The 20,671-nt window shown below is 48.7% G+C and carries 21 protein-coding genes; 3 read left to right on the top strand and 18 right to left on the bottom strand.

The window, feature by feature from the left end:
• Positions 1-181 precede the first annotated feature (181 nt).
• From HUU10_14200 to HUU10_14265, 14 genes are all read right to left on the bottom strand, one after another.
• A complete protein-coding gene (locus HUU10_14200; GenBank protein NUQ82758.1) occupies positions 182-1,684 on the bottom strand; it encodes a peptide MFS transporter in 1,503 nt (500 codons plus the stop codon).
• Between the two features lie 234 nt (positions 1,685-1,918).
• Entirely contained in the window at positions 1,919-3,304 is a 1,386-nt protein-coding gene (locus tag HUU10_14205) for a peptide MFS transporter (protein NUQ82759.1), read from the bottom strand.
• A gap of 160 nt (positions 3,305-3,464) precedes the next feature.
• Positions 3,465-5,786, bottom strand: a complete 2,322-nt coding sequence (locus HUU10_14210; protein ID NUQ82760.1) for a DUF2339 domain-containing protein — start codon at positions 5,784-5,786, stop codon at positions 3,465-3,467.
• A 34-nt stretch (positions 5,787-5,820) separates the two neighbouring features.
• Positions 5,821-6,867 carry a hypothetical protein gene (locus tag HUU10_14215; protein ID NUQ82761.1) on the bottom strand — a complete coding sequence of 349 codons (1,047 nt, stop codon included), beginning with the start codon at positions 6,865-6,867 and terminating at the stop codon, positions 5,821-5,823.
• Positions 6,868-7,025: 158 nt separating this feature from the next.
• Complete coding sequence (locus tag HUU10_14220) at positions 7,026-7,706, bottom strand: hypothetical protein (protein ID NUQ82762.1); 681 nt, start codon at positions 7,704-7,706, stop codon at positions 7,026-7,028.
• Positions 7,707-7,748: 42 nt separating this feature from the next.
• Positions 7,749-8,498 carry a hypothetical protein gene (locus HUU10_14225; GenBank protein NUQ82763.1) on the bottom strand — a complete coding sequence of 250 codons (750 nt, stop codon included), beginning with the start codon at positions 8,496-8,498 and terminating at the stop codon, positions 7,749-7,751.
• Positions 8,499-8,666: 168 nt separating this feature from the next.
• Positions 8,667-9,344, bottom strand: a complete 678-nt coding sequence (locus HUU10_14230) for an outer membrane beta-barrel protein (GenBank protein NUQ82764.1) — start codon at positions 9,342-9,344, stop codon at positions 8,667-8,669.
• 42 nt (positions 9,345-9,386) lie between these two features.
• Positions 9,387-10,037, bottom strand: a complete 651-nt coding sequence (locus HUU10_14235; protein ID NUQ82765.1) for a hypothetical protein — start codon at positions 10,035-10,037, stop codon at positions 9,387-9,389.
• 266 nt (positions 10,038-10,303) lie between these two features.
• Positions 10,304-10,984 carry a hypothetical protein gene (locus tag HUU10_14240; protein ID NUQ82766.1) on the bottom strand — a complete coding sequence of 227 codons (681 nt, stop codon included), beginning with the start codon at positions 10,982-10,984 and terminating at the stop codon, positions 10,304-10,306.
• 170 nt (positions 10,985-11,154) lie between these two features.
• A complete protein-coding gene (locus HUU10_14245; GenBank protein ID NUQ82767.1) occupies positions 11,155-11,601 on the bottom strand; it encodes a hypothetical protein in 447 nt (148 codons plus the stop codon).
• Between the two features lie 891 nt (positions 11,602-12,492).
• Positions 12,493-12,993, bottom strand: coding sequence for a hypothetical protein (locus tag HUU10_14250; GenBank protein ID NUQ82768.1), 501 nt, complete (start codon positions 12,991-12,993; stop codon positions 12,493-12,495).
• Between the two features lie 57 nt (positions 12,994-13,050).
• The gene (locus tag HUU10_14255; GenBank protein NUQ82769.1) at positions 13,051-13,728 is read right to left on the bottom strand and encodes a hypothetical protein; all 678 of its coding nucleotides are present in this window, start codon (positions 13,726-13,728) and stop codon (positions 13,051-13,053) included.
• Positions 13,729-13,876: 148 nt separating this feature from the next.
• Positions 13,877-14,464 (bottom strand): hypothetical protein, encoded by a 588-nt coding sequence (locus HUU10_14260; GenBank protein NUQ82770.1) that lies wholly within the window; start codon positions 14,462-14,464, stop codon positions 13,877-13,879.
• Between the two features lie 243 nt (positions 14,465-14,707).
• Positions 14,708-15,127 carry an OsmC family protein gene (locus HUU10_14265; protein ID NUQ82771.1) on the bottom strand — a complete coding sequence of 140 codons (420 nt, stop codon included), beginning with the start codon at positions 15,125-15,127 and terminating at the stop codon, positions 14,708-14,710.
• Between HUU10_14265 and HUU10_14270 the strand changes: the two genes are divergently transcribed.
• Complete coding sequence (locus tag HUU10_14270) at positions 15,126-15,296, top strand: hypothetical protein (GenBank protein NUQ82772.1); 171 nt, start codon at positions 15,126-15,128, stop codon at positions 15,294-15,296. The two genes, HUU10_14265 and HUU10_14270, sit on opposite strands and share 2 nt — an antisense overlap.
• Here HUU10_14270 and HUU10_14275 read toward each other — a convergent pair.
• The 4 genes from HUU10_14275 to HUU10_14290 are packed head-to-tail and all read right to left on the bottom strand — an operon-like array spanning position 15,278 to position 18,042.
• Positions 15,278-15,742 (bottom strand): DsrE/DsrF/DrsH-like family protein, encoded by a 465-nt coding sequence (locus HUU10_14275; GenBank protein ID NUQ82773.1) that lies wholly within the window; start codon positions 15,740-15,742, stop codon positions 15,278-15,280. The genes HUU10_14270 and HUU10_14275 overlap by 19 nt on opposite strands.
• A gap of 29 nt (positions 15,743-15,771) precedes the next feature.
• Positions 15,772-16,077 carry a TusE/DsrC/DsvC family sulfur relay protein gene (locus HUU10_14280; GenBank protein ID NUQ82774.1) on the bottom strand — a complete coding sequence of 102 codons (306 nt, stop codon included), beginning with the start codon at positions 16,075-16,077 and terminating at the stop codon, positions 15,772-15,774.
• A gap of 29 nt (positions 16,078-16,106) precedes the next feature.
• Positions 16,107-16,799 carry a DUF1641 domain-containing protein gene (locus HUU10_14285; protein ID NUQ82775.1) on the bottom strand — a complete coding sequence of 231 codons (693 nt, stop codon included), beginning with the start codon at positions 16,797-16,799 and terminating at the stop codon, positions 16,107-16,109.
• Between the two features lies 1 nt (position 16,800).
• On the bottom strand, positions 16,801-18,042 hold the full coding sequence (locus HUU10_14290) for an NAD(P)/FAD-dependent oxidoreductase (protein NUQ82776.1): 1,242 nt from the start codon (positions 18,040-18,042) through the stop codon (positions 16,801-16,803).
• A gap of 263 nt (positions 18,043-18,305) precedes the next feature.
• Between HUU10_14290 and HUU10_14295 the strand changes: the two genes are divergently transcribed.
• Both HUU10_14295 and HUU10_14300 read left to right on the top strand, forming a co-directional pair.
• Positions 18,306-19,862 carry a hypothetical protein gene (locus tag HUU10_14295; GenBank protein ID NUQ82777.1) on the top strand — a complete coding sequence of 519 codons (1,557 nt, stop codon included), beginning with the start codon at positions 18,306-18,308 and terminating at the stop codon, positions 19,860-19,862.
• A 148-nt stretch (positions 19,863-20,010) separates the two neighbouring features.
• A complete protein-coding gene (locus HUU10_14300; protein NUQ82778.1) occupies positions 20,011-20,640 on the top strand; it encodes a threonylcarbamoyl-AMP synthase in 630 nt (209 codons plus the stop codon).
• Positions 20,641-20,671: the final 31 nt, after the last annotated feature.

The following is a 20,671-nucleotide window of genomic DNA, read 5'->3' on the forward strand; positions in this document are numbered from 1 at the left end:
CAAAAAGCAATGATCAGAGATCAGTTAATACAAGTGATTGGTTGATGGAAAAACCCGGTGGCTGAGGGTCTCGAAGCCAAAGGGTTTTTCAGGTGAACAGCCCTTCGACTTTGCTTGGTCCCTGAGCGGAGTCGAAGGGCCGCTCAATGACCGGGACCGAAGGGCCTGACTCCCATATTCCCTATTCCGTTGCTGCTTTCAGTTTTTTAAGGAAGAAGAGAACCAGCAACGCACTGACCAGCGAGGTAACCACCAGCAACAGGAAGAACTGCCACAGTTCCCAGTTCTGATAAAACCGTCCGACAAAACCCGACAGGTAGTTGCCAATGGCGGTGGCCATGAACCATCCGCCCATCATGAGACCTTTCATCCGGGCCGGAGCGACTTTGGAAACAAAAGACAGTCCCATCGGGCTCAGGAACAGCTCGGCAATGGTGAGGATGAAATACGTCGATATCAGGAAGTAAGGAGTTACCGTAACTGGTGAGGGCTGTCCGTTGAGTGAGTGAACCGGAGGCAGACTGAAGGAAGCTGCCATCATCAGCAGGAATGCAATGCCGGTGACCAGCATCCCGATTCCGATTTTCGCAGGAGAGGATGGTTCAATTCCCTTTCCGTTCATCCATCTGAAAATGGCCACAATCAACGGCGTCATCAGCACAATGAACATGGCGTTGAAGGAAATAAACTGTTCGGGAGAAATGGAGGTCAGCGGTTCATTGTTCAATGCCTGATACAGAATGACAGCCGATCCGCCAGCCAGCAATGCCCATCCGATTCCTTTCGAGCGGGATGATGACGATTTGCTGAAGGCCAGGCCGATTCCGATGAAGAAGGCAATAACGGCATGAAGTCCGACAATGTTGAAAAGGACCGCCGTAAAAGGTCCGACTACCGAATCGGTGTAATTCTGTGCATACAAGGACAGAGCGGCTCCATTCTGATGGAAAGCCATCCAGAAGAAAATCACGATGGTGAAAATCGTCACCAGCGCAATGATCCGTTCCCGTTCCTGGGTGGGAGTCAGCACCACATCCTTCACCGAGTTGACGGCATGTTTCGATTGGTAATCGGCATCGGCGTAGTATTTACGGAAGAGAACGAAAATGAGCAGAGAAATCACCATCCCGATGGCAGCAATTCCGAATCCGGCATTGTAGGCAACCGCCAGTGACGTTCCCAGATCATTCTGGAAATAGTTGCGGATTCCTGCAGCAGCCTGGGGTGCGTAAAAAGCGCCGATGTTGATCCCCATGTAAAAGATGTTAAATCCGGCATCCTTCAGAGAACCATCCTTGTGGGCATAGAGATTACCTACCATGACCGAGATGTTGGCTTTAAACAGTCCGTTCCCGATGGCAACCACTGCAAGGGCAATGTACAGTTGGGTGAGACTGTTTGTGGGGATGGCCAGCAGTGCGTAACCAATACCCAGGGTGATGGCCCCGATCACAATGGTGCGGCCGTACCCCAGATAATTGTCGGCAATCCATCCACCGATGATGGGGGTGAAGTAAACCGCCGCCATGAAGATTCCCCAGACATTGGTGACCTGTTGGCTATCCCAGCCAAATGCCGCACCCAGATAGAAAACGAAAATGGCCACCATGGTGTAGAAGCCGAACCGCTCCCACATTTCGGTGAAGAACAGAACGTACAATCCTTTAGGATGTCCCTGAAACATGTGATGTCCTTTTTTGGTGAATAGTGATTGGTGATTGGTGATTGGTGATTGGAAAAACCCGGTGGCTGAGGGTCTCGAAGCCAAAGGGTTTTTCCTGTAATCAGAAAAATCCGCCTGCGATGTCATCCCGGTTTAAAGTACCTGACAGACCCACTCCCCTTCCCGTCCTTGGCAAAGAGGTGGGATTCCGTATTCCGTATTCTGAATTCTTACTTCTGAATTCTGACTTCTGACTTAGTGCACCCCGTGCATGAGTTTTTTCAGCCAGAAACTGAGCACAAACAGAATGGCAGCGGCGGTGGCCGACATGATTACAAAGATCATGAAAAAGGCCTGCAGGTCGCCGATAACGAATCCGAACAGTTCGGGGAAATGACCCGCTTTCGGATCGGGGTAAAAGCTACTCAGAACACCGGCGGTGTAATTGGCAGCCATGTTGGCCAGAAACCAGACGCCCATCAGGAGGGAGGCAAATTTCAGAGGAGCGAGCTTGTTCACCATGGAAAGTCCGATGGGTGACAGGCAGAGTTCGCCCATGGTATGAACGGTGTAGAGTGCAAAAAGCCAGAAAGCAGACACCTTGGCCCCACCTTCCGCCTGACTGATTCCGTAAATAATAATGAGATAACCGACCGACAGCAGGAAAATACCGATCGACATTTTCACGGGGGATGAGGGTTCCATTCCCCGGTCGCCCAATTTGATCCAGAGCCAGGCAAAGAAGGGTGCCAGAAGCAAAATCATGAGCGGATTGATGGATTGGAACCAGCTTGCCGGAACCACGAAATCAATTCCGACCACATTAAAGTCCCGGATGGTTTGTTCTTCTGCGAAGAACGTCAGAGAAATACCCGCCTGTTCGAAGGACGCCCAGAAGAACACCACGAAAAACGCCAGGATAAAGATCACCGCAATCCGTTGGTAGTCAATGCTGGTCAGCGGTTTATCGTACTTTTCTTTTTCGGTTTGTGACTTGCCCGAGGGAGCCAATCCGATCTGCTCGCCGGTAGGCGTGACCAGATACTTGTCCTTCATGGTGATAAAGGTGAACAGACCGATGAGCATTCCGATGCCGGCAGCAAAAAATCCCCAGCGGAAATCGGCAGCGCTGCCGGTATCACCCAGGTAGCCGCAGACCAGCGGAGAGAGAAAAGCACCAAGGTTAACCCCCATGTAGAAAATGGTGTAAGCCGAATCGCGGCGGCGGTCACCTTCGGGGTACAGGGTTCCCACCATGGTGGAAATATTCGGTTTGAAAAATCCGTTCCCGATGACAAGCAATGTCAGGCCGATGGCGAAGAACGGGATGGCCACATCGGCTGTGGAATAAAACGTACCCGAGATGAACAACCCGAACTGTCCAAGCGCCATGAGGATGGCTCCCACAATGATGGACCGGCGATTGCCCCAGTACCGGTCGGAAATATAGCCCCCGATGATAGGAGTCATGTACACAGCAGCCGTGTAAATTCCATAGATCTGGGAGGTGAAGGCCTTATCGAACAACAGAGCGTTGATCATGAACAGCGAGAGCAGCGCCCGCATACCGTAATAACTGAACCGTTCCCACGTTTCGGTAAAAAACAGCAGCCGGAGGCCGACAGGGTGTTGGGCGAACATAACGATTTCCTTTGATTGCGGTTACCCGATTGGCAATCCGGTCAGAAAGCGTCGGACCGGTGCATCGGAATCCGGTAAAAATACAGGGTCGGACCTGCAGAGGAAAGAGCCCCGGATGAATGCTAATGAAATCCCAATGCATCCACCCGGGAAATGGGGGTTACTGATCGCCCCCGGAAGGGAACAACACGGAACGGTAGCGGTTGTAAAGGAACGACATCAGCAGCATCAGAAGGCCCAGCACCACCAGAACGATGGTCTTTCCGATGGTATCCATATCGGCCAGATCATGAAAAGTCACTTTCAACAGAGTGATTCCGATCAGCGAGATGGCCAGAACCCGAAGCGGCCTCAACTGCTTCCTGATTCCCAACCCTATCAGCAGCAAGGCATACAGTCCCCAGAGAATGCTGAGCCCCAGTTTATCGGAGTCGGAAACCCGCAGGATTTGCATCCATTGAATCAATTCGGAAGAAATCAGTCCGAGAATTACCAGATGACTAATCACCAGTAACCCGGTTTTCGACGCCGGTTCAAGGCGGGACCATCCTGCTTGTTTCCATACAAGCGCCAGCAGGACACCCACCACAGCAAGCAGGGGATACCGGATGGCCAGAAAGGTAATGTCCTGATTGAAGGGCCGTGATAAGGTGGTGTTGAGCCAGAGCGTGCGAAGCTGATCAAGTTGCTCAAGGGTACTGGTGAACAGCCCGAGAATCAGAAGCAGGGAAAGTCCCAGATACGACCACAGAACCGCCTCGTTTTTAAACCGCCGGTGATTCAGCCATCCGATGACCACCAGAAAAAAGACCGTATACGTCATGAGGATGACGTTTTTCTTCAGTAACAGACTTTCATCCCAATGGGTCCAGAAGGACGTGCCCGCCGGAACCATAAAGGTGGAACGGGTATATAACTGATCCCACCAGTTGGCGATTTCAGCACGGATGGAGCCATAGATGATCAGGGCCAGCAACACCGTACACACGGTCGATGCGATGGTAGACAGCGACTTTCCCGACCAGGGAAAGCGTTCTTTCCATTTAAAGTGAAACCAGGTCACCACCGAAAAGCCGGTCATGACGAGCAAACTGACCAGAAAGGTCCGGTTAAGCACCGGTGTGATCCAGGTGGAGGCCTGAACCGGATCCCATGTGCCGTAATCGCGGAACCACATGATGAGTGTGCTGAAAAAACTCAGCATCAGGGCTGGCCAGGCGAATCCTTCATAAAGCGATTGTCCTTTTGACCGGCCGATCAGGAACAGGACCACCGCTTCACCCGCCCAGAAGGCGGCGACCCACCGGCCATCGAGTTGCACCGGTACCCACAACACCAGAAAAGTCAGTGCCAGACCGGTGGTGAGCAGGTGAAAGTTGTCATCGGTTCCCGTTCGCAAACGGGCCATGATTGAAGCGGTGGCATGAAACCCTGTACAGAGAATCATGAACCAGCCCTGCCAGCTTTCTCCTGATGGAGATAAACTCAGCAATCCATAACCACTCAGTCCGTACGCCAGTGTGTTTAGCAGGATCATCGACACATCGGTGTATGTAAACGATCCGCGTTGTTTAAGACGATAGGCCGTCAGCACCACATAAAAGATCACGAAGAAAAGGGTGACAAATCCCAGACCCATCCAGACGTCGGCTGATCCGTGAGTCAGGCCGGATTGCCACTGGGCCACCAGCAACCAGGTAATCACAACCGAGGTGACCAGCAGCGATTTCCAGTAACGCTGCCAGGCCACGATCAGAATACCGGTATTCAGGAGTGCCATGTAGGTGAACAGAATTTCCACCCGTCCATGGCCTTCACTGAGAAGCAGGGGAACGGCATAAGCAGCCACCAACCCCACATGGGCAATCACCACCTGATTTTTCCGGATGGCCCCGGCCACAGTTGACGCCGTCACCAGCACCATGATGAGAAAGGCCAGCCAATCGGGAATGAGGGCATAATACCGGTACGCAGCGTATGTCACCAGATAGCTGGTTGCCATCGATCCGCCAAACAGAACCGCACTGTAGGCCGGCAGCTTATCAGCCAGCCGGAAGGAGACGGCCAGCAGCGCCAGTCCAAGAGCATATCCAGACAGAATCCGGAATACCGGGCTGATCAGATTGTGATCAATGGCGTATTTGGTCCCGATTCCAACCCCGATCAGCAGAATCAGAATCCCGATTTTATTAATCAGGTTCTCACCGATCAGTTTCTCGGTCAGGGCCCAGTTGGATGGTTTGGGTGCTGGGCTGGCCTTGGGTCGTTGTTCAGACTCAGGAATCAGTGGTGTTCCGCAGATTCCGGCCGGGTCCGCTGTTGTCGTCACCGGTGATTCTGTCTTCGCTTCCGGTTTCGCCTTTTGCCAGGCTTCCAGATCAATGCGGAGCGTGTTTAAGTCGGCTTCCCAGATGCGGCGCCGCTGCTCCAGCTGATCTAGCCGGTTTTTCAGGTTATCATACTGTTCCTGTGTGAGTGGCATGGCGTTCTCCCGGTTGGCCGCTTTTCAGCTTCAATCAGAATACAAAGTTAAAAGACAAATTATGAGTCAGTCCCCGGAAATCCTGGTTCTGCTTTTCGGTCAGCGGCAGGAAGTAACCCACCCGGGTATCGAGGACCATGTACTGGTTCTTGAAGATCTCGATTCCGATGTGCGGATTCACATGCATCACGTGACGGTTGATGGTCTCGCTGGTCATGAACGTGCCGCCGATGACAAAGCCGCTGTACAGATTGAAGAATTGATTCTGACCACGCCCGAAATATCTGGCATAAAAATCGGAACCCCATCCATACACAAACATGTCTCTGGCGGTGGTGGAATCGCCTGATGACGTATTCATGGCTTTCAGCACCTGCAGATTCAGATAGCTTTTACCCCGGGTAAACATGTAACGGAGACCACCACCGGCATACACCGCATCAGAAACACCCTTTTTCGGATTTTCCACAGCAATCACCATGGTTTCCAGACCGGGCATGTTCACGAAATCCCAATCGGCGCTTTCGAGCGGTTCGCCATGCTCTTCCTCAATTGAGAGCGAGACTTCCCATGCACTGGTTTCCTGTTTACGGTTCAGCAGGCGCTTTTCGAGCTCGAAAATCCGCTGATCCAGCTCCCGGGCTTTTTCCCACATGGTTTCGTAATTCTTATTACGTGCGGAAGGATCCAGCTTGGTCATTTCGGTGGTGTACACTTCACGCTGGGATTTATAAAAACCCAGTTCCATCTCGATGCTTTCCTTTTCCTTCTGGTTATCGCGGGTATTCAGGTCGAACCGCCGAACCGTTCCCAATGCTGGCAATTCTTTGCGGAAGGCATCGAATCCGGCCTGGTTGGTCGACAGAAGAAGTGTAAGTTGCCGGGCGTTGGAATAGGCACCCGAGGTGGAAGAATTCAGGATCAGGGCCTGATGGGTTTCGATGAGGCTGTTCAGTTTGACCTGTGCGGCTTTCAGATCCATGACGATGATGCTGGCATCGAGCCGCTGACTCATCATGGGTTGGGCCTGAAGAGAGGCAACGAACAGCAGGTGGATAAGGATAACAAGTGAGCGTTTCATGGTAACTCCTGTAGATGGTTCTACCCGGTACCGGTTCAACTCACGTGCCAGATCCCCACCGGCCCCGTAACAGGCAATTTACGGGGTTTTTATGACAAGAACGCTTACAATAGTGTAAAGGAAAGTGTAAAACGAGGTTACTTTTTCTGATTCAGTGCTCAGAACGACCAACCAAGACTGACCGCCATCAGGGATTCCTGTCTTACCAGAGTGTCGTAAAACCGGTTATACACCGGCTCAACCGCCTTATCAGTGATGATTTTATATCCGGGTTTGCAGGAGAGCAGCGTCATGTCGGCAAAAAAAGAACGGTTAAACCGGTAAGTGGTACCAAGCCCAAAGCCGATGGTGTAGTCCGTATCAGCGGTACGGAAAATGACATGTTTCTCGCTGCGGAAATCAATTCCGGGTGGCCCGGCGATAACCAATCCGGCCAGACCCCGCATTCCAATCTGGTCACTGAACGAGTAGGCTAAGCCACCCATCAGCCATATATTCCTGTAGCTCTCGTCCCTGAACTCAGCGTTGGGCCCGTACTCCGCTTCAAGATCTGAGAAATCAACCTGATTGTAGGTGAACCGGGCTTCCATACCCATCGAGAAAACCTTGGAATTCCCAACAGGCATGTACACCATTAAACCTCCTCCTACCCCTTGACTGGCCGGACCTGAATCCTTAATTGTTTCAGATGCGAAATCACCCGTTGGAACCGTGAAGGACCAGACCACTCCGCGAAGTGGAGGGTAAACCGGTTCATCAGGAACAGCCTGAGAGTAAGCGGGCCCTGCCCATGAGGCCAGACAGAGGATGCCAGAAATTGCAAAAAGTGTTTTCACCATTATGATCTCTTCCTTTCGGAATCAATGGGCAGAATGCAAGCGTCAGAAAGCAAAACCCAGACTGATGGCCACCATGGATTCATCATGTCCGACTTTGACTGTTTTTGAATTGGGAGTGGATGAATTGTATTGTATCTCGAACCCGGGCTCGCAAACCAAGTAGGTCACATCAATAAACGAAGAAGGGGCTATCCAAATGGTTCCGCCGACACCGTAACCAAAGACAGATTCCGTTGCAATATCTATTTTAAACTTACCAAACCCATTATCCTGCTCAATTTCCGGGAAATCAGCCATTACAACCCCTGCAAGTCCTTTGACACTCAGGGCATTGTTTATATCCAGAATAATTCCCCCAAGCAGCCACACATTGGTATAGGTTCCTTTAACTTCAACATTCTCCAATATATCCTCCAAAGGAGAATTACCGATGGGATTCATGGTCAGACGCGCTTCGAATCCCACGGACATGGTTGGTGAATGTCTCAGCGGAGAATAAAACATTAAACCGCCACCAAAGCCATTCTTTGCTGCGCCAGCGCTTTCACCTTCATCACTTCTAAAATCACTGGTGACCTTCACAAACGACCCGAAAACGCCAAACCATCTTTCATTCTTATCTGGCACCCACACGGAATCCTGTGCACTGACTATACCCGAGGAAAGCAAGAGTACCATTAACAAGATCACTCGGTTCATGTTTATATCTTTTTTTTTGGTTGTAAAAGCAAGTATATAAGAATGTAAAAATAACTTAATCTTAGGGGAATGAGCAAAGTGGAAGCGGTTCAACGAATTCTTAACCAGAGAAGGGGCTAATCAATGATGCAAGCCGTCCTTCTCTTACAGAGATTTCCCGCCAAGGGCCACCCACACAGGGTCTGGCATTGTCACCCGATTTAGCGGAAGGAACGGGGATTGGTTAGACTCATACACAATCGAAGTCAAACAACGTCTTGCTCAGAAAAACCAGCCGATCCCCACAGAAACCACTGATTCCTGGCGGTTAATCCTTTCAGCAACTCTTTCAAAGATCACATCCAATTCCTGTCGCTTCACCGCGAAGGTGGGTTCGCAATACAACCAGGTGACATCGGCAAAAAACGACGGTGAAAACCGGTATCTAGCCCCAACCCCATAACCTGGAGTAAGATCCGTATCCGCGGATTGTTTCATTTCCTTCCCCAAATTGCTAAACTCCACATCGGGATACCCGGCAATCACTATGCCAGCCAATCCCCTGATTCCAACCAATTCCCCAAACCCGATCTGCACACCACCCAATAACCAGACGTTCTTGTAACTGCCCACCACCGTTTCTGACATGAGACCAAAGTCTCCTGTCAGTGACGATATATCTACTTTATTGATGGTAAACCATGCCTCTCCACCGACGGATAAAAAAGAAGAGTTTCCGAAGGGAGTGTAAACCATCAAACCGATTCCAGCACCGGAAGTTGCGGGTCCTGTTTTTTTAACAGTTTCTTCTGCAAACTCTCCGGTGGGTAGCGCCAGAGACCCTACCACCCCACGCAGCAGAGTGTGTACTTTTTCACCTGAAACAGACTGAGAGAAAGCGGGCCCTGCCCAAAAGGCCAGACAGAGCATGCCAGAAATTGCAAAAAGTGTTTTCACCATTATGATCTCTTCCTTTCGGAATCAATCAGCAGAATTCAAGGGTCAGAATGCAATACCCAGACTGATGGCAACCATGGATTCTTCCTGTTCAACCTTTGCTGTGGCAGAGGAGGCAGAGGATTCCAATTCGAACTCGGGTTTACAGGCCAGGTATGTGACATCAACAAACAGGGCCCGGGATAGCCGGATGGTTCCGCCGAATCCGTATCCAAAGGTTGCTTCGGAATCAGCCGATAAGGTGACCTTGTCATAGCCATCATCCCCCTCGATTTCCGGAAAACCGGCCAGCACCACACCCGCCATCCCTCTGACACTGATGGTACTGCTGGCATCCAGCTTGATCCCTCCAAGTAACCACACATTGGTATAATTTCCTGCGTCAAATTCCACATCCTCATAAAAATCTTCCAATGGGGAAATGTCGATGGGATTCATGGTAAGACGGGCCTCAAAACCAACTGACATATTCGGTGAGTGGGCAAGCGGAGAGTAAAACATCAAACCGCCACCGAAGCCATTCTTTGCTGCACCAGCGCCTTCGCCTTCATCGTCGCCAAAATCACCGGTGGCCATCACAAACGACCCGAAAATTCCAGATAGTTTCCCAGTCTCCTCAGCAACCCATACAGAATCCTGTGCACTGACCATACCCGTTAAAAGCAAGAGAACCAAAGACAAATAAACACGTTTCATGTGACCATCCCTTTTTTGTTAGTGTATTAAATGTATGCAAACGATGAAGTGTAAAAAACCTTAACCTAGCTGGCCACACTCCTATGGAAGCGGTTCTAACGAATTCTTAACCAAAGAACGGCGGATCAATGATGCAAGCCGTCCTTCTCTTCCAGAGATTTCCCGCCAAGGGCCACCCACACAGGGTCTGGCATTGTCACCCGTTTAAGCGGAAGGAATAAGGATTGATTAAAATCAGACTCTGCTACAATCACACAATGCCATGCTCAGAACGACCAACCAAGCCCCACAGAAATCATAGATTCCTGACGGATAATCGTTTCATCCACCTTTTCATAGCTCTGATCCGTTACCTGTCGTTTTACTGAGAACTCTGGTTGACAATACAACCAGGTCACATCGGTAAAAATGGAAGAATCTATCCAATGGTAGGTTATTCCAACTCCATAGCCTGGTATAATATCTGTGCCAGCAGATTGATCCGTTTTTTTCATCATATTGCAAATCCCGATATCCGGGGAACTGGCAATAACAAACCCGGCTAGTCCCCTGATCCCAACAGACCCACCAAGTCCGACATGCAGCCCTCCGAGTAACCATAAATTTTTGTAGCTGCCAACATCCATTACGGCGCCGGGACCATACTCTGATTTCAATGACGACATATTTACTTTATTGTAGGTAAATCGGGCTTCGGCCCCCACGGAAAAATACAGTGAGTTTGCTAACGGTGTGTAAACCATTACACCGATTCCTGCACCGGGAGTTGCGGGTCCTGTTTTTTTAACAGTTTGTTCTGCAAAATCACTGGTCGGCAGAACCAGCGACCCAACCACCCCACGCAACAGTGGGAAACCGTATCTATCTGTTGATGATTGTGAATGGACGGATTCTGTCCATAAAAACAGACAGACCATTCCTAGCATTGTTGAAAGTGGCCTCGTCATGCTGATTCTTTCTTTTAAATAGTATCAAAATATAGAAGTTGATCGTAAAAATATTTTTTTCATCTGTTAATTCCGGACATGACATCCGGTTCTGCTTTGCAAACCATCCTGAACTGAAAACATCCGAACAGAACAGAAACTTCATATAATATTTCTTCAGATTAATTTACTTATAATTTAAAAGCATCCTCATTATATCGTAGAGGCAAAACAAACTCCATTCCCATATTATCTGGAAATTCTGGTTTGTAGTGATAGGTATAATTCAGGAAAGGAACGGCTCCGATAAAAACATTGCCGCGAAAAGAATACAAATCGATTCCACCTTTTTCCATCATTGAGACCCCAGCGCCAACCCCAACATATGCAAGACCATATTCACTATACAGGCTCCAAAATGGATCTCTGCTCCAACCAAATGAATAAGAGATGGTGGCATTTATATAATGCATTACCGGAACGGTCATAACACCATAGGTGATTTTAGGGGTTATATAAACATAACCACCGCGACCAAAGGAAAAACTTATGCCCGTCGTGAGATAAGGCGAGACCTGTGTATGTCCTTTTTCAACTGTGGTTACGAACAGAACCAGTAAAACAACAATCATTTTCATATCGCTTTATCCAGTATATAAATAGATTAATAATGTGAAACGAACAGTCCGACTTGTCTATTCAAAACCAATCGCCAATCTATAAAACATCATAAAGAAAGCATGTTAATCTCTCAGAACCGGAAATAGTCGGTGACAAATTCAGCCACTGGTCAAAGCGTGCCTTTACTTTCGAGCTGTACACCAATTTGCACGACAGCCTCTTCCTGGAATTGATACATTTGACCATTCCGTGACTCAGACCGTAGACCATTCCCGTAGGTGCACCAATGACGCCCCCACCGAAATGATAATCCAATTTTCCAAGTACCAGATCATCATTCTTGGTATCATATTTTAATTCACCAGCCAATCCCCAACAACGAAACCTACACAAGCTCCTATAAATAGACCTCCAAAAAAGCCCTCGACTCGGTCGGTTTGTTCGATGCGTTGAATCGCCTTGATAGGAATTGCCACTACACTCCTGGATTTCTTTTCAACTATCCAGACTGAATCCGATTTTATTTGCTCGATATTACCAAACAATTGAGTACAATCAGTGAGGTACACGCACCCCGACTGTGATCTCAATCTCGCATTTACCTCATTATATGTCACCTTATCATTTCGTGATACAATGGATTCATTTCCAACAATTCGAGTTGTTGTGCACGAGAATAGTACAGTCAACAATGTAAACGACAAAAAAAAGACGCACAAATTTCATAGAATCTCCAACTATTTTAGTAAAGACTATTCCGGGTTTAAGCATCGCTGTCGGCAACCTCAATTTACAGAAACGACTAACGCCCTACTATCGCGTACGAACTACTCTTCCTAATCAGACCTGCCCAATGCACTTACGATAGAATCCAACATAAAAATCTCGGAATATTTTTTTTGAAACTTTTATAAGGATATTGGTAATTCCAATGGTATATCGTAAAGATCTGTTTCATATCTCCCCGGATAAATCATAGCAACAAATTCTACACCTACTGAATTTTTTAATTGTGGATCAAATCTATACGTATAATTAACAAATGCGATGTTGCCAGAAAACGCATTTAAGCGATAATGGTAATCGAATGATCTTTTAAAGTCAGTAAAGGTAACACCCACTCCTCCACCAACCAGAGTTTGTTTCCCTCTCGGTCCAACAGGTGTCCCCATTTCACTATAAATATTCAAGTGATCGTATTGAGAACCTTTTGTGGTTGTGTGGCTAACTGTAAGGTTAACAAAACTCTCATTTTCGAATATATATCCGAAGGACACCTTGGGGATAAAATACGCCTTGAAAAGACTATTGAATTCAATTCCTATGCCAACTGTTGTATAAAAAGTCGGTTGCCCAAATACAAGACTGGGAGAAATGGAAAGAACGATCAGAATTAACCACTTTTTCATTTGCGTGCTCCTATCTTCATGATTACTATTACTATGCTAACTACTTGAATCCGCAATTCAAAACCTGAAGTTTATAAATGGAAAACCCCACTTACCAATCCGATTCCAAAGACCGAGTTGTATTCCCTTAAAATCATCAGAGGTATTTAGTAACCCTACCATTACACCCCTGCCACGTTCGGACAGGTTTACGCCAGAGAGCATGAATCCCTCAAAGTCCGTAACGGCATTTGTAATGACGCCTAAGGATGCACCGTTAACCTCTGTATTCATATTCAGCATCAGAGAAAAGGAAACTCCATTAATTTTGGTGTAATTGTTTCGCAAACTACCTGTGGATAAGGATAGGCCATTCACCTTGTTTTTTACGATTATTGTATCAATTTTATTTGCTGTGGCTGAGTCCGATTTTTGAGAGAGTAGGTTTGGTATCCCGACAAATAAATAAGGAAGTGAAAATCCTCCCACAAAAACAGATAGAATATTGGCATCCAGATAAATACCATTCGATGTTGTACTAAAGTTTGATGGCCAATAATTAAGAGTGATCCCATTGATTGTTGAACGGTAACCTGGATCAAATCCCAGAAGATACTGATGCTCACTATCATTAATTGATGTCGAATCAATAATCACCGTTTGTGAAAAAGCTGATGAGAAAATTAACCCACCAAACAAGACAAGAATACAAACTTTTCGAATGACCGATCCCAAAATCCACCCATACTTTTTCATGTTACAATTTTTCTTTCCCACTATGTGTTATAGTTTCAGAATGATATTGAAAAATTCTGAACACTCTCAATATTATAGTCTTTCTGAAGCCTGTAGCTTGTTTCACCTGCACAAATGCTTCTCTTTATAGACAACTACGTCGTGCTTCCTAAAAATGAAAATTGATGAGTGGCATCGACCGGTCCGGATTCACGTTCCAGAGTCCGATCTGAATTCCCTTCCCACCAAAACATTGATTAATCAATCCAACCTGGAAACCATTCATTGCCCCGGCCCAATTAGAGGCTGCAAGTTGTAACCCGTTGTGTTCCTGTGCGAAGTTTCCGATCAGGGCAACGGAAAGGCCATTCACCTGAAGATGACCTTGACCAATGTAACCTGCACTGATGCCCGTTACTATCCCCTGATTAAAAGTGCCTGACAGTGAAAGTTCCAATCCATTCACAATGGAGTCAGCGTGTCTTTTCAACGAATCCAATTCAGATTCTGAAACCGGAGTGGGAGCACCAGGAATTAATGGAATGAGACAACCCATCCCAAGCAATTCGACTTTAATCCCGTTGGTCGTTACCAATTTGGGATCGACCGACGCAAGCCCCACCGATACGCCATAGGTGGTTACACTGTCCTCGTGAAAGGTCCAGATCGGGAACCGAACCTTCACCGAATCGGTCTGTCCCAGCAGGGAAAGGGGAGCTACCATAGACATCAGCAGACAAATAAACACCACTCTCATCACAACCTCTGTTTGGTTGCCGGATGGTGGTACAAGGGACATGCCAACCTGGGAAAGCGCCATTTTACCCGGGAAAAGGGATCAGATACCGTTTTTCACTTTACACTTTTGTAAACCTGGTTTACAGAAGTGAAACCACTCTGAACAGATATCTGGTGGAATTAAACAGGAAACCGGGGATGTGAAATCCCCGGTAAACGAGAAGCGAAAGAGAAGAAGAACGAGGTCCGAAATCGCAAGTTGTTAACCCGTCACCACCCGGACATCGGATTTAAGCGAGTTGGAAACGATGCAATATTTTTTCGATTTCTGCAGAATGCTGTCAATCTTTTCCTGCGGCACGTCCCCATCGAAGGAAAAGACCGGTTTCAGCGTGATGGTTTTTGCCCAGAAGGGACCGCCTTCCAGTTTTTCGAGTTCCAGTTCCGCCCCGACATGCAGCGATTTGAGTGGCACTTTCAGCAGATTGCAGAAGAACACAAAAGTGGTCATGTAACACCCGGCCGTTGCAGTTGCCAGTAAATGTTCAGGAGACCACGTATCGGGGTATCCGTCGAACTGCGGAGGCGACCCCACCGGCAGAGTGATCCGCCCATCCGATACAGCGGTTCCCCGCTTTCCTTCCGTCCAGTCCAACCGGACCTGATACACATGCTCCGACATGAAAAATCCTTTTATCAATTGGTTTAATACAACCCGGAACGCCAGCACGGTGAGCGGGGAAAAAACGTTTTCTGATCAGCGTTCCATTCGGCCCGATCCCGGCATCTGGCAGAAACTCCACAAGACACCGGGAGTGCTTCGGGAACAGACTCAGATGAAAATGATCTGACCGCCTTCGGCCTTATCAAAAAAGTCGACTGCAGAAATGATCTCTTCGATGTGATCATCCAGATCTTCTTTTTTCAGTTTGAACATATCGGCTGCAAGCTGACAGGCCCACAGATGAGCACCGGCATCGCTCATCATTTCAAGCCACTCGGGAATATCTGGAATATCCAGTTCCTGCAACTGTTTTTTCATCATGGCGGTGGCCAGATTTTCCATGCCCGGAAGTCCGCCGATCATGGTCGGAATACCCATGGCCGGATTTCCCACCGTTGCCACATGCAGTTTATTCATGGTCGACTTCTTGATAATATCCATACCCCAGAAGGTGAAGAAAATATGGACTTCAATTCCGGACATCCGTGCTGCATTTCCCATAATAAAGGCAGGGAGCGCCATATCGAGGGTTCCCTTGCTGCAGATAATCGATACTTTTCTGTTCTCTGACATGATCATTTCTCCTATGAATGGGTCTGATGTTAAATACAGCCTTTGGGTTTGGGTACGCCGCCGATTTTGGCAGGAATCTTGGCAGGTCCTCCCGGAAACAGATCATAAATCTCCTTCATCGTCACAACCCCCGCTTTGGTGATGTTTCGGACGGTCGGAGTCTGTCCTTCTTTTAAATATTGTTCCCGCATATACAGAATGACTTTCCAGTGTGTTTCGGTCAACGAAACTCCATCCCGTTGGGCAATGGCCTCTCCGAGCTCGCGGGTCCAGGCCTTCGGATCGGAGAGAAACCCTTCCTTGTCGAAGGTGACGGTTGATAAAATGGCTGACATGATCAATACTCCCTTGTTGTTGGTTTCAGTTAATTCAATTTTCCACCGGCCGGCGGCAAGGCTGGTTGATGTGAAGCTTCTTTCAGAACCCTGAGGAAAAAGGCCAGGCCGCGCCTGATTTCCGGACTGCTGAGGTCCTTCACCAGACTAAGCACCGACGGATTTCTGATTTCATCATACTCGATTTTGCGGGTAACCGAGACCACCTGATTGACCATGGTCATCAGCTCGGGCTGGGTAACCGACTTGACGGTGTTCAGAATCAGGACCACATTGTCACTGAAGGCTTCCACTTCCTCTCGGGTAAATCCGGTGACCACCCGATCAAGGGCATTCGCCATGGTTCTGATGAAGTCCACATAGCCCTTCCGCTCGTATTCATCCAGTTTTTCCATCACTGTGATAGTGATATCGTTCAGAATGGGTTGCATGTCGGTGATCAGTTCATTGGCTGCCACCGCCCGGTCGATCAGTTGTTCGATCGTTCCCAGGTTCACGGCCAGTTTTTTAAGCAGGCTCAGAATCCGTTCAAGGGTCAGTTCGGGGGCCACCTCCTCAAGGTTTTCCATGGCCGCCTTCATGATCTCATTGACGATGGGCATCAGATCCGACTTCAGATCTTCCAGAGCCGACACACGACGTTCCATCCGTTCGGCATGCTCAATCAGAAAATCGAGCTTCCGGTTAATTTCCTGCAGTTCCAGTTCCACCGGGGTCGACATCTCAGGCCTCCTGCAGCGCTTGTTTTCCGGCCATCATCATTTTTGCAGGTACCGGCAGTTCAACGCCTCTGATCAGCATGTTGAAATAAATCCACCTGAAGAGCAGTTTCCCCCAGTGGTTGGTTCTTGATTCCTGCAAGAGCGTGAAAGGTCCGATTCCCGGAAGCGGGTATTTGCCAGGCAAGGGCTCCACATCATAGTTAAAGTCGATGAGAAGTCCCTTCCCGAATCCTGATTCGATGTAGCAGTTGGCATGACCATCAAACTCGGGCAGCGGTTCAAACCCATCAACCACTCTCAGGAAATTTTTGGTCAGGGTTTCGGCCGCAAAGTGGGCAACAGATCCTGCCTTGCTGGCGGGGATATCGGTTGCATCACCGATCACGAAAATGTCATCGTACTGTTTGGACCGCAGGGTTTTCGGATCGGTGGGAACATAATTCAGGTCATCACCTAAACCAGACTCTCCGATGACGGGCGCCCCCATGTTGGTGGGGATCGAGATGAGCAGATCGAAGTCAACGGTCTTTCCATCCCAGCTCTGAATCTGATTTTTTTCATAATCCACCGAACCGGTGTTGAAGTCGGTAACCAGATTGATGTTTTTTTCGTGCAGGAAATTACCCAGATGCCGGGCGGCCACCGGCTTGGTAAAGGCGGCATCGAGGGGAGTCACATAAGTGATATCCACGCGGTCCCGCATGTGACGGTTTGTAAAGAATTCATCGGCAAGAAAGGAAAATTCAAGCGGAGCAACCGGACATTTGATGGGCATTTCAACAATGTTCACAACCAGCTTGCCGCCTTCCCAGTTGCGCAGATGGCGGGCAAGAGCAGTGGCGCCCTCATAGGTGTAAAAATCGAAGGCGTTTTTATACCAGCCTTCTCCCGACATGCCTTCCGTTTCATCCGGATTCGGGGCAGCCCCGGTTGCAATGATCAGAAAATCGTAAGTCAGTTTTTTTCCGCTTTCCAGTGCAACGGATTTTGATTCCGGATCAATCCCCGAAATCACATCAAGAATAAACCGGATCCCGCTGTCGAGATAATTCCGTTTGGGTCTGATCACATCGGCCCCTTTGTAGATTCCGAAGGGAATGAACAAATACCCGGGCTGATAGTGATGATCGGGACTCTGATCGACCAGAGTGATTTCCCACTCCTTCTGACTCAGTTCATGCCGTAATTTGTTGGCCATCATGGTTCCACCCGTTCCGGCTCCCAGAATCAATACCTTTTTCATGCGCAACCTTTCCATTGTCTGTACACCCTGTCCGATGCCCGCCCGCACCGAAGGGTGTCACCATTAAGGACCTCCCTGTCTGCTTCTAATTCAATTCTAATCCCCGCAGCTGAAAACGGTCCATTTCAAACGTTCTGAAAGTCAGATAAACCTCTTCCCGACAGATGATTTTTCCGGGTTGGGAACCCATGTGAGGCGGATATCCATCACATGAAGCCGATCGGGGCTTTTCAATAATCTGGTTACCCGTTACCTTTAACAGTATGCAGTGGATCCTGATCTGTCTCGGATTTACCGGTTTTGTATTCACGGGTTATTCGGCTGCCCCGGTGGTCAGCCTGAATGATCAGCACTCTCAGCTGCTCATTGGGCAATCCGTCTCCATTCTTGAAGACAAGGAAGGACACTTCACCTTCACCGACATTCTTCAGAAGGATCTGCAGGACCGGTTTATCCCGAATGATGAAGATTCTCCGAACATGGGGTATACAACCAGTGTCTTTTGGGTGAGGGTGATTATCCGGAACGACTCGCGAAGGCCCCAGATCTGGTATCTGGAAGTCGGCTATCCCAGTCTCGATTATGTGTACCTGTACCATCAGAACCGGAACGGCCAATGGGCCACCATCCGGAATGGTGACCGTCTGCCATTTTACACCCGCGAAACGGTTCACCGGAATTTTGTTTTCCAGCTCGATATCCCCCATGGACGTGCAGACACGCTGTACCTCCGGATTGAATCACAGGGAAGTCTTAGTTTCCCGCTGACCATCATGAATGAAACGGCTTTCCGTGACACGGTACATGAATCCCAGCTGGCCTTTGGTTTGTACTACGGCATTTTCGTGGCTCTCATGCTGTACAACCTGCTTATTTTCTTCTCGATCAGGGACAGCAACTACATTTACTATGTGGCTTATATGGCCAGCTATCTCATTCTTCAGATGAATTTCAACGGGCTGGCCTATGAGTACCTCTGGCCGGCTTTCCCCGAATGGAACGCCATTGCCATGCCACTCTTCATCGGGCTGGTGTATCTCTTTTCGGTCGGCTTTGCAAACCGTCTGCTGATCACCCGGCAACTGAGTCCGCGACTTCACCGTTTCATGCAGGTGCTCGAATTTCTGGGGGTTCTCATCATCATTGGTGCGTTCATCCTTCCCTACGCCGTCATCATCCGGATTGCCGCTTTCATCACCCTGCTCATGGCCCCCACCATCATGGCCGCTGCCATCATCGGCCTGATTCACAAATACCGGCCGGCCCGGTTCTTTTTCTTTGCCTGGTTTTTCTTTCTGGTCGGAATGGTGCTGTTTTCACTGAAGAATTTTGGAATTGTTCCCTCGAATTTTCTCACGGTTTACAGTCTGCAAATCGGATCCGCCATGGAAATTCTGCTGCTGTCGCTCGCACTGGCCGACCGGATCAATCTGCTAAAGCAGGAGTTGGAGATAAAGGAGCTCGAGAAACAGAAACTGGAACGGGAACGGTTCATGATTGCAAGGCAGGTCACCATCGGCATTCTGCACGAAATCAGGCAGCCCCTGCAGGTGCTTCGAGGCATTCTCGACGTGTTTCAGTTACCCAATTCGGTTACGCCTGCTGATCGGGAGAGGCTCACCGAAAAGGCTCAGCAGGGTGTTGATAAAATCAAAGGACACCTTCACCGACTCGAAACCCTGGAAAAACAGTATTTTCAACATACCAAAGCCTATACTCACGATGAACGGATGATCGATCTTTCCGAACAATCAGCAGTGGTTCCGCCCACCTCTGACCAGCGACCGGGCCCCGATTCACCGGGCAAAACCGGAACCTGATTTCCTCATCCTGCAGGTACTCACCCGGGTTTTTCCATCAGAAAGAATTAAAATTCGAATAGTCTTTTTCAGGAATCGGGGGTTCTGGTTGCCCGATCGGGATATCAGACCGTACTTTCAACCGCCCCTAAGCTGATCGGGCAACAACATGGCTGTCATTTACACCCTTCATCCAAAAAATCCCCAGCGAAACAAGCTGGAGGAATTGGCAGGCCGGCTCCGGCTTGGAGGGGTGATTTTATATCCGACTGACACCAACTACGCCCTTGGCTGCGACTGTTTTCACAAAGCCTCCATTGATAAACTCAGGTTCATCCGCCACATTCCCGATGATTACCCGCTGACCATTCTCGTCCCCTCCTTCCATGGACTGGCCCAGTTCGCCCGGCTTTCTGACATGGCCTACAAAATCATGCGGCAGCTTGTGCCGGGACCGTATACATTTATCCTACCGGCCACAAAGGAAGTGCCTAAACTGCTGCAGAATCCCAAACGGAAAACCATCGGGATACGGATTCCCTCCAATCCGATTTCGCTGGAACTGCTTCAGGAACTGGGGAATCCGCTGGTTTCCATTTCGGCCAAACTGGATAATGAGGAACTGGCCTGGCCCGGATTCTATGCATTGTTTGAAAAGTACGGACCGCTGGTCGATTACATGATCGACGACGAACAGGAGGATCTGGGATCTGAATCAACCATTCTTGATCTGACGGGTGATGAACCGGATATCATCCGGAAGGGATTGGGATATGATCAGGTGCTGTCGGTTCTCTGAAAGGCAGGACTGACTGAATGGCTCTGGAAGG

The sequence above is a fragment of the Bacteroidota bacterium genome (assembly GCA_013360915.1).
Lineage (GTDB): Bacteria > Bacteroidota > JABWAT01 > JABWAT01 > JABWAT01 > JABWAT01.

Excerpts from the sequence above, each read along its gene's own strand:
- HUU10_14220 (NUQ82762.1), bottom strand. The coding sequence starts at position 7,706 with ATGGTGAAAACACTTTTTGCAATTTCTGGCATCCTCTGTCTGGCCTCA.
- HUU10_14245 (NUQ82767.1), bottom strand. The coding sequence starts at position 11,601 with ATGAAAATGATTGTTGTTTTACTGGTTCTGTTCGTAACCACAGTTGAA.
- HUU10_14200 (NUQ82758.1), bottom strand. The coding sequence starts at position 1,684 with ATGTTTCAGGGACATCCTAAAGGATTGTACGTTCTGTTCTTCACCGAA.
- HUU10_14280 (NUQ82774.1), bottom strand. The coding sequence starts at position 16,077 with ATGTCAGCCATTTTATCAACCGTCACCTTCGACAAGGAAGGGTTTCTC.
- HUU10_14240 (NUQ82766.1), bottom strand. The coding sequence starts at position 10,984 with ATGACGAGGCCACTTTCAACAATGCTAGGAATGGTCTGTCTGTTTTTA.
- HUU10_14265 (NUQ82771.1), bottom strand. The coding sequence starts at position 15,127 with ATGTCGGAGCATGTGTATCAGGTCCGGTTGGACTGGACGGAAGGAAAG.
- HUU10_14285 (NUQ82775.1), bottom strand. The coding sequence starts at position 16,799 with ATGTCGACCCCGGTGGAACTGGAACTGCAGGAAATTAACCGGAAGCTC.
- HUU10_14300 (NUQ82778.1), top strand. The coding sequence starts at position 20,011 with ATGGCTGTCATTTACACCCTTCATCCAAAAAATCCCCAGCGAAACAAG.
- HUU10_14215 (NUQ82761.1), bottom strand. The coding sequence starts at position 6,867 with ATGAAACGCTCACTTGTTATCCTTATCCACCTGCTGTTCGTTGCCTCT.
- HUU10_14260 (NUQ82770.1), bottom strand. The coding sequence starts at position 14,464 with ATGAGAGTGGTGTTTATTTGTCTGCTGATGTCTATGGTAGCTCCCCTT.
- HUU10_14210 (NUQ82760.1), bottom strand. The coding sequence starts at position 5,786 with ATGCCACTCACACAGGAACAGTATGATAACCTGAAAAACCGGCTAGAT.
- HUU10_14255 (NUQ82769.1), bottom strand. The coding sequence starts at position 13,728 with ATGAAAAAGTATGGGTGGATTTTGGGATCGGTCATTCGAAAAGTTTGT.
- HUU10_14295 (NUQ82777.1), top strand. The coding sequence starts at position 18,306 with ATGCAGTGGATCCTGATCTGTCTCGGATTTACCGGTTTTGTATTCACG.
- HUU10_14290 (NUQ82776.1), bottom strand. The coding sequence starts at position 18,042 with ATGAAAAAGGTATTGATTCTGGGAGCCGGAACGGGTGGAACCATGATG.
- HUU10_14275 (NUQ82773.1), bottom strand. The coding sequence starts at position 15,742 with ATGTCAGAGAACAGAAAAGTATCGATTATCTGCAGCAAGGGAACCCTC.
- HUU10_14250 (NUQ82768.1), bottom strand. The coding sequence starts at position 12,993 with ATGAAAAAGTGGTTAATTCTGATCGTTCTTTCCATTTCTCCCAGTCTT.
- HUU10_14235 (NUQ82765.1), bottom strand. The coding sequence starts at position 10,037 with ATGAAACGTGTTTATTTGTCTTTGGTTCTCTTGCTTTTAACGGGTATG.
- HUU10_14270 (NUQ82772.1), top strand. The coding sequence starts at position 15,126 with ATGAAAAATCCTTTTATCAATTGGTTTAATACAACCCGGAACGCCAGC.
- HUU10_14230 (NUQ82764.1), bottom strand. The coding sequence starts at position 9,344 with ATGGTGAAAACACTTTTTGCAATTTCTGGCATGCTCTGTCTGGCCTTT.
- HUU10_14205 (NUQ82759.1), bottom strand. The coding sequence starts at position 3,304 with ATGTTCGCCCAACACCCTGTCGGCCTCCGGCTGCTGTTTTTTACCGAA.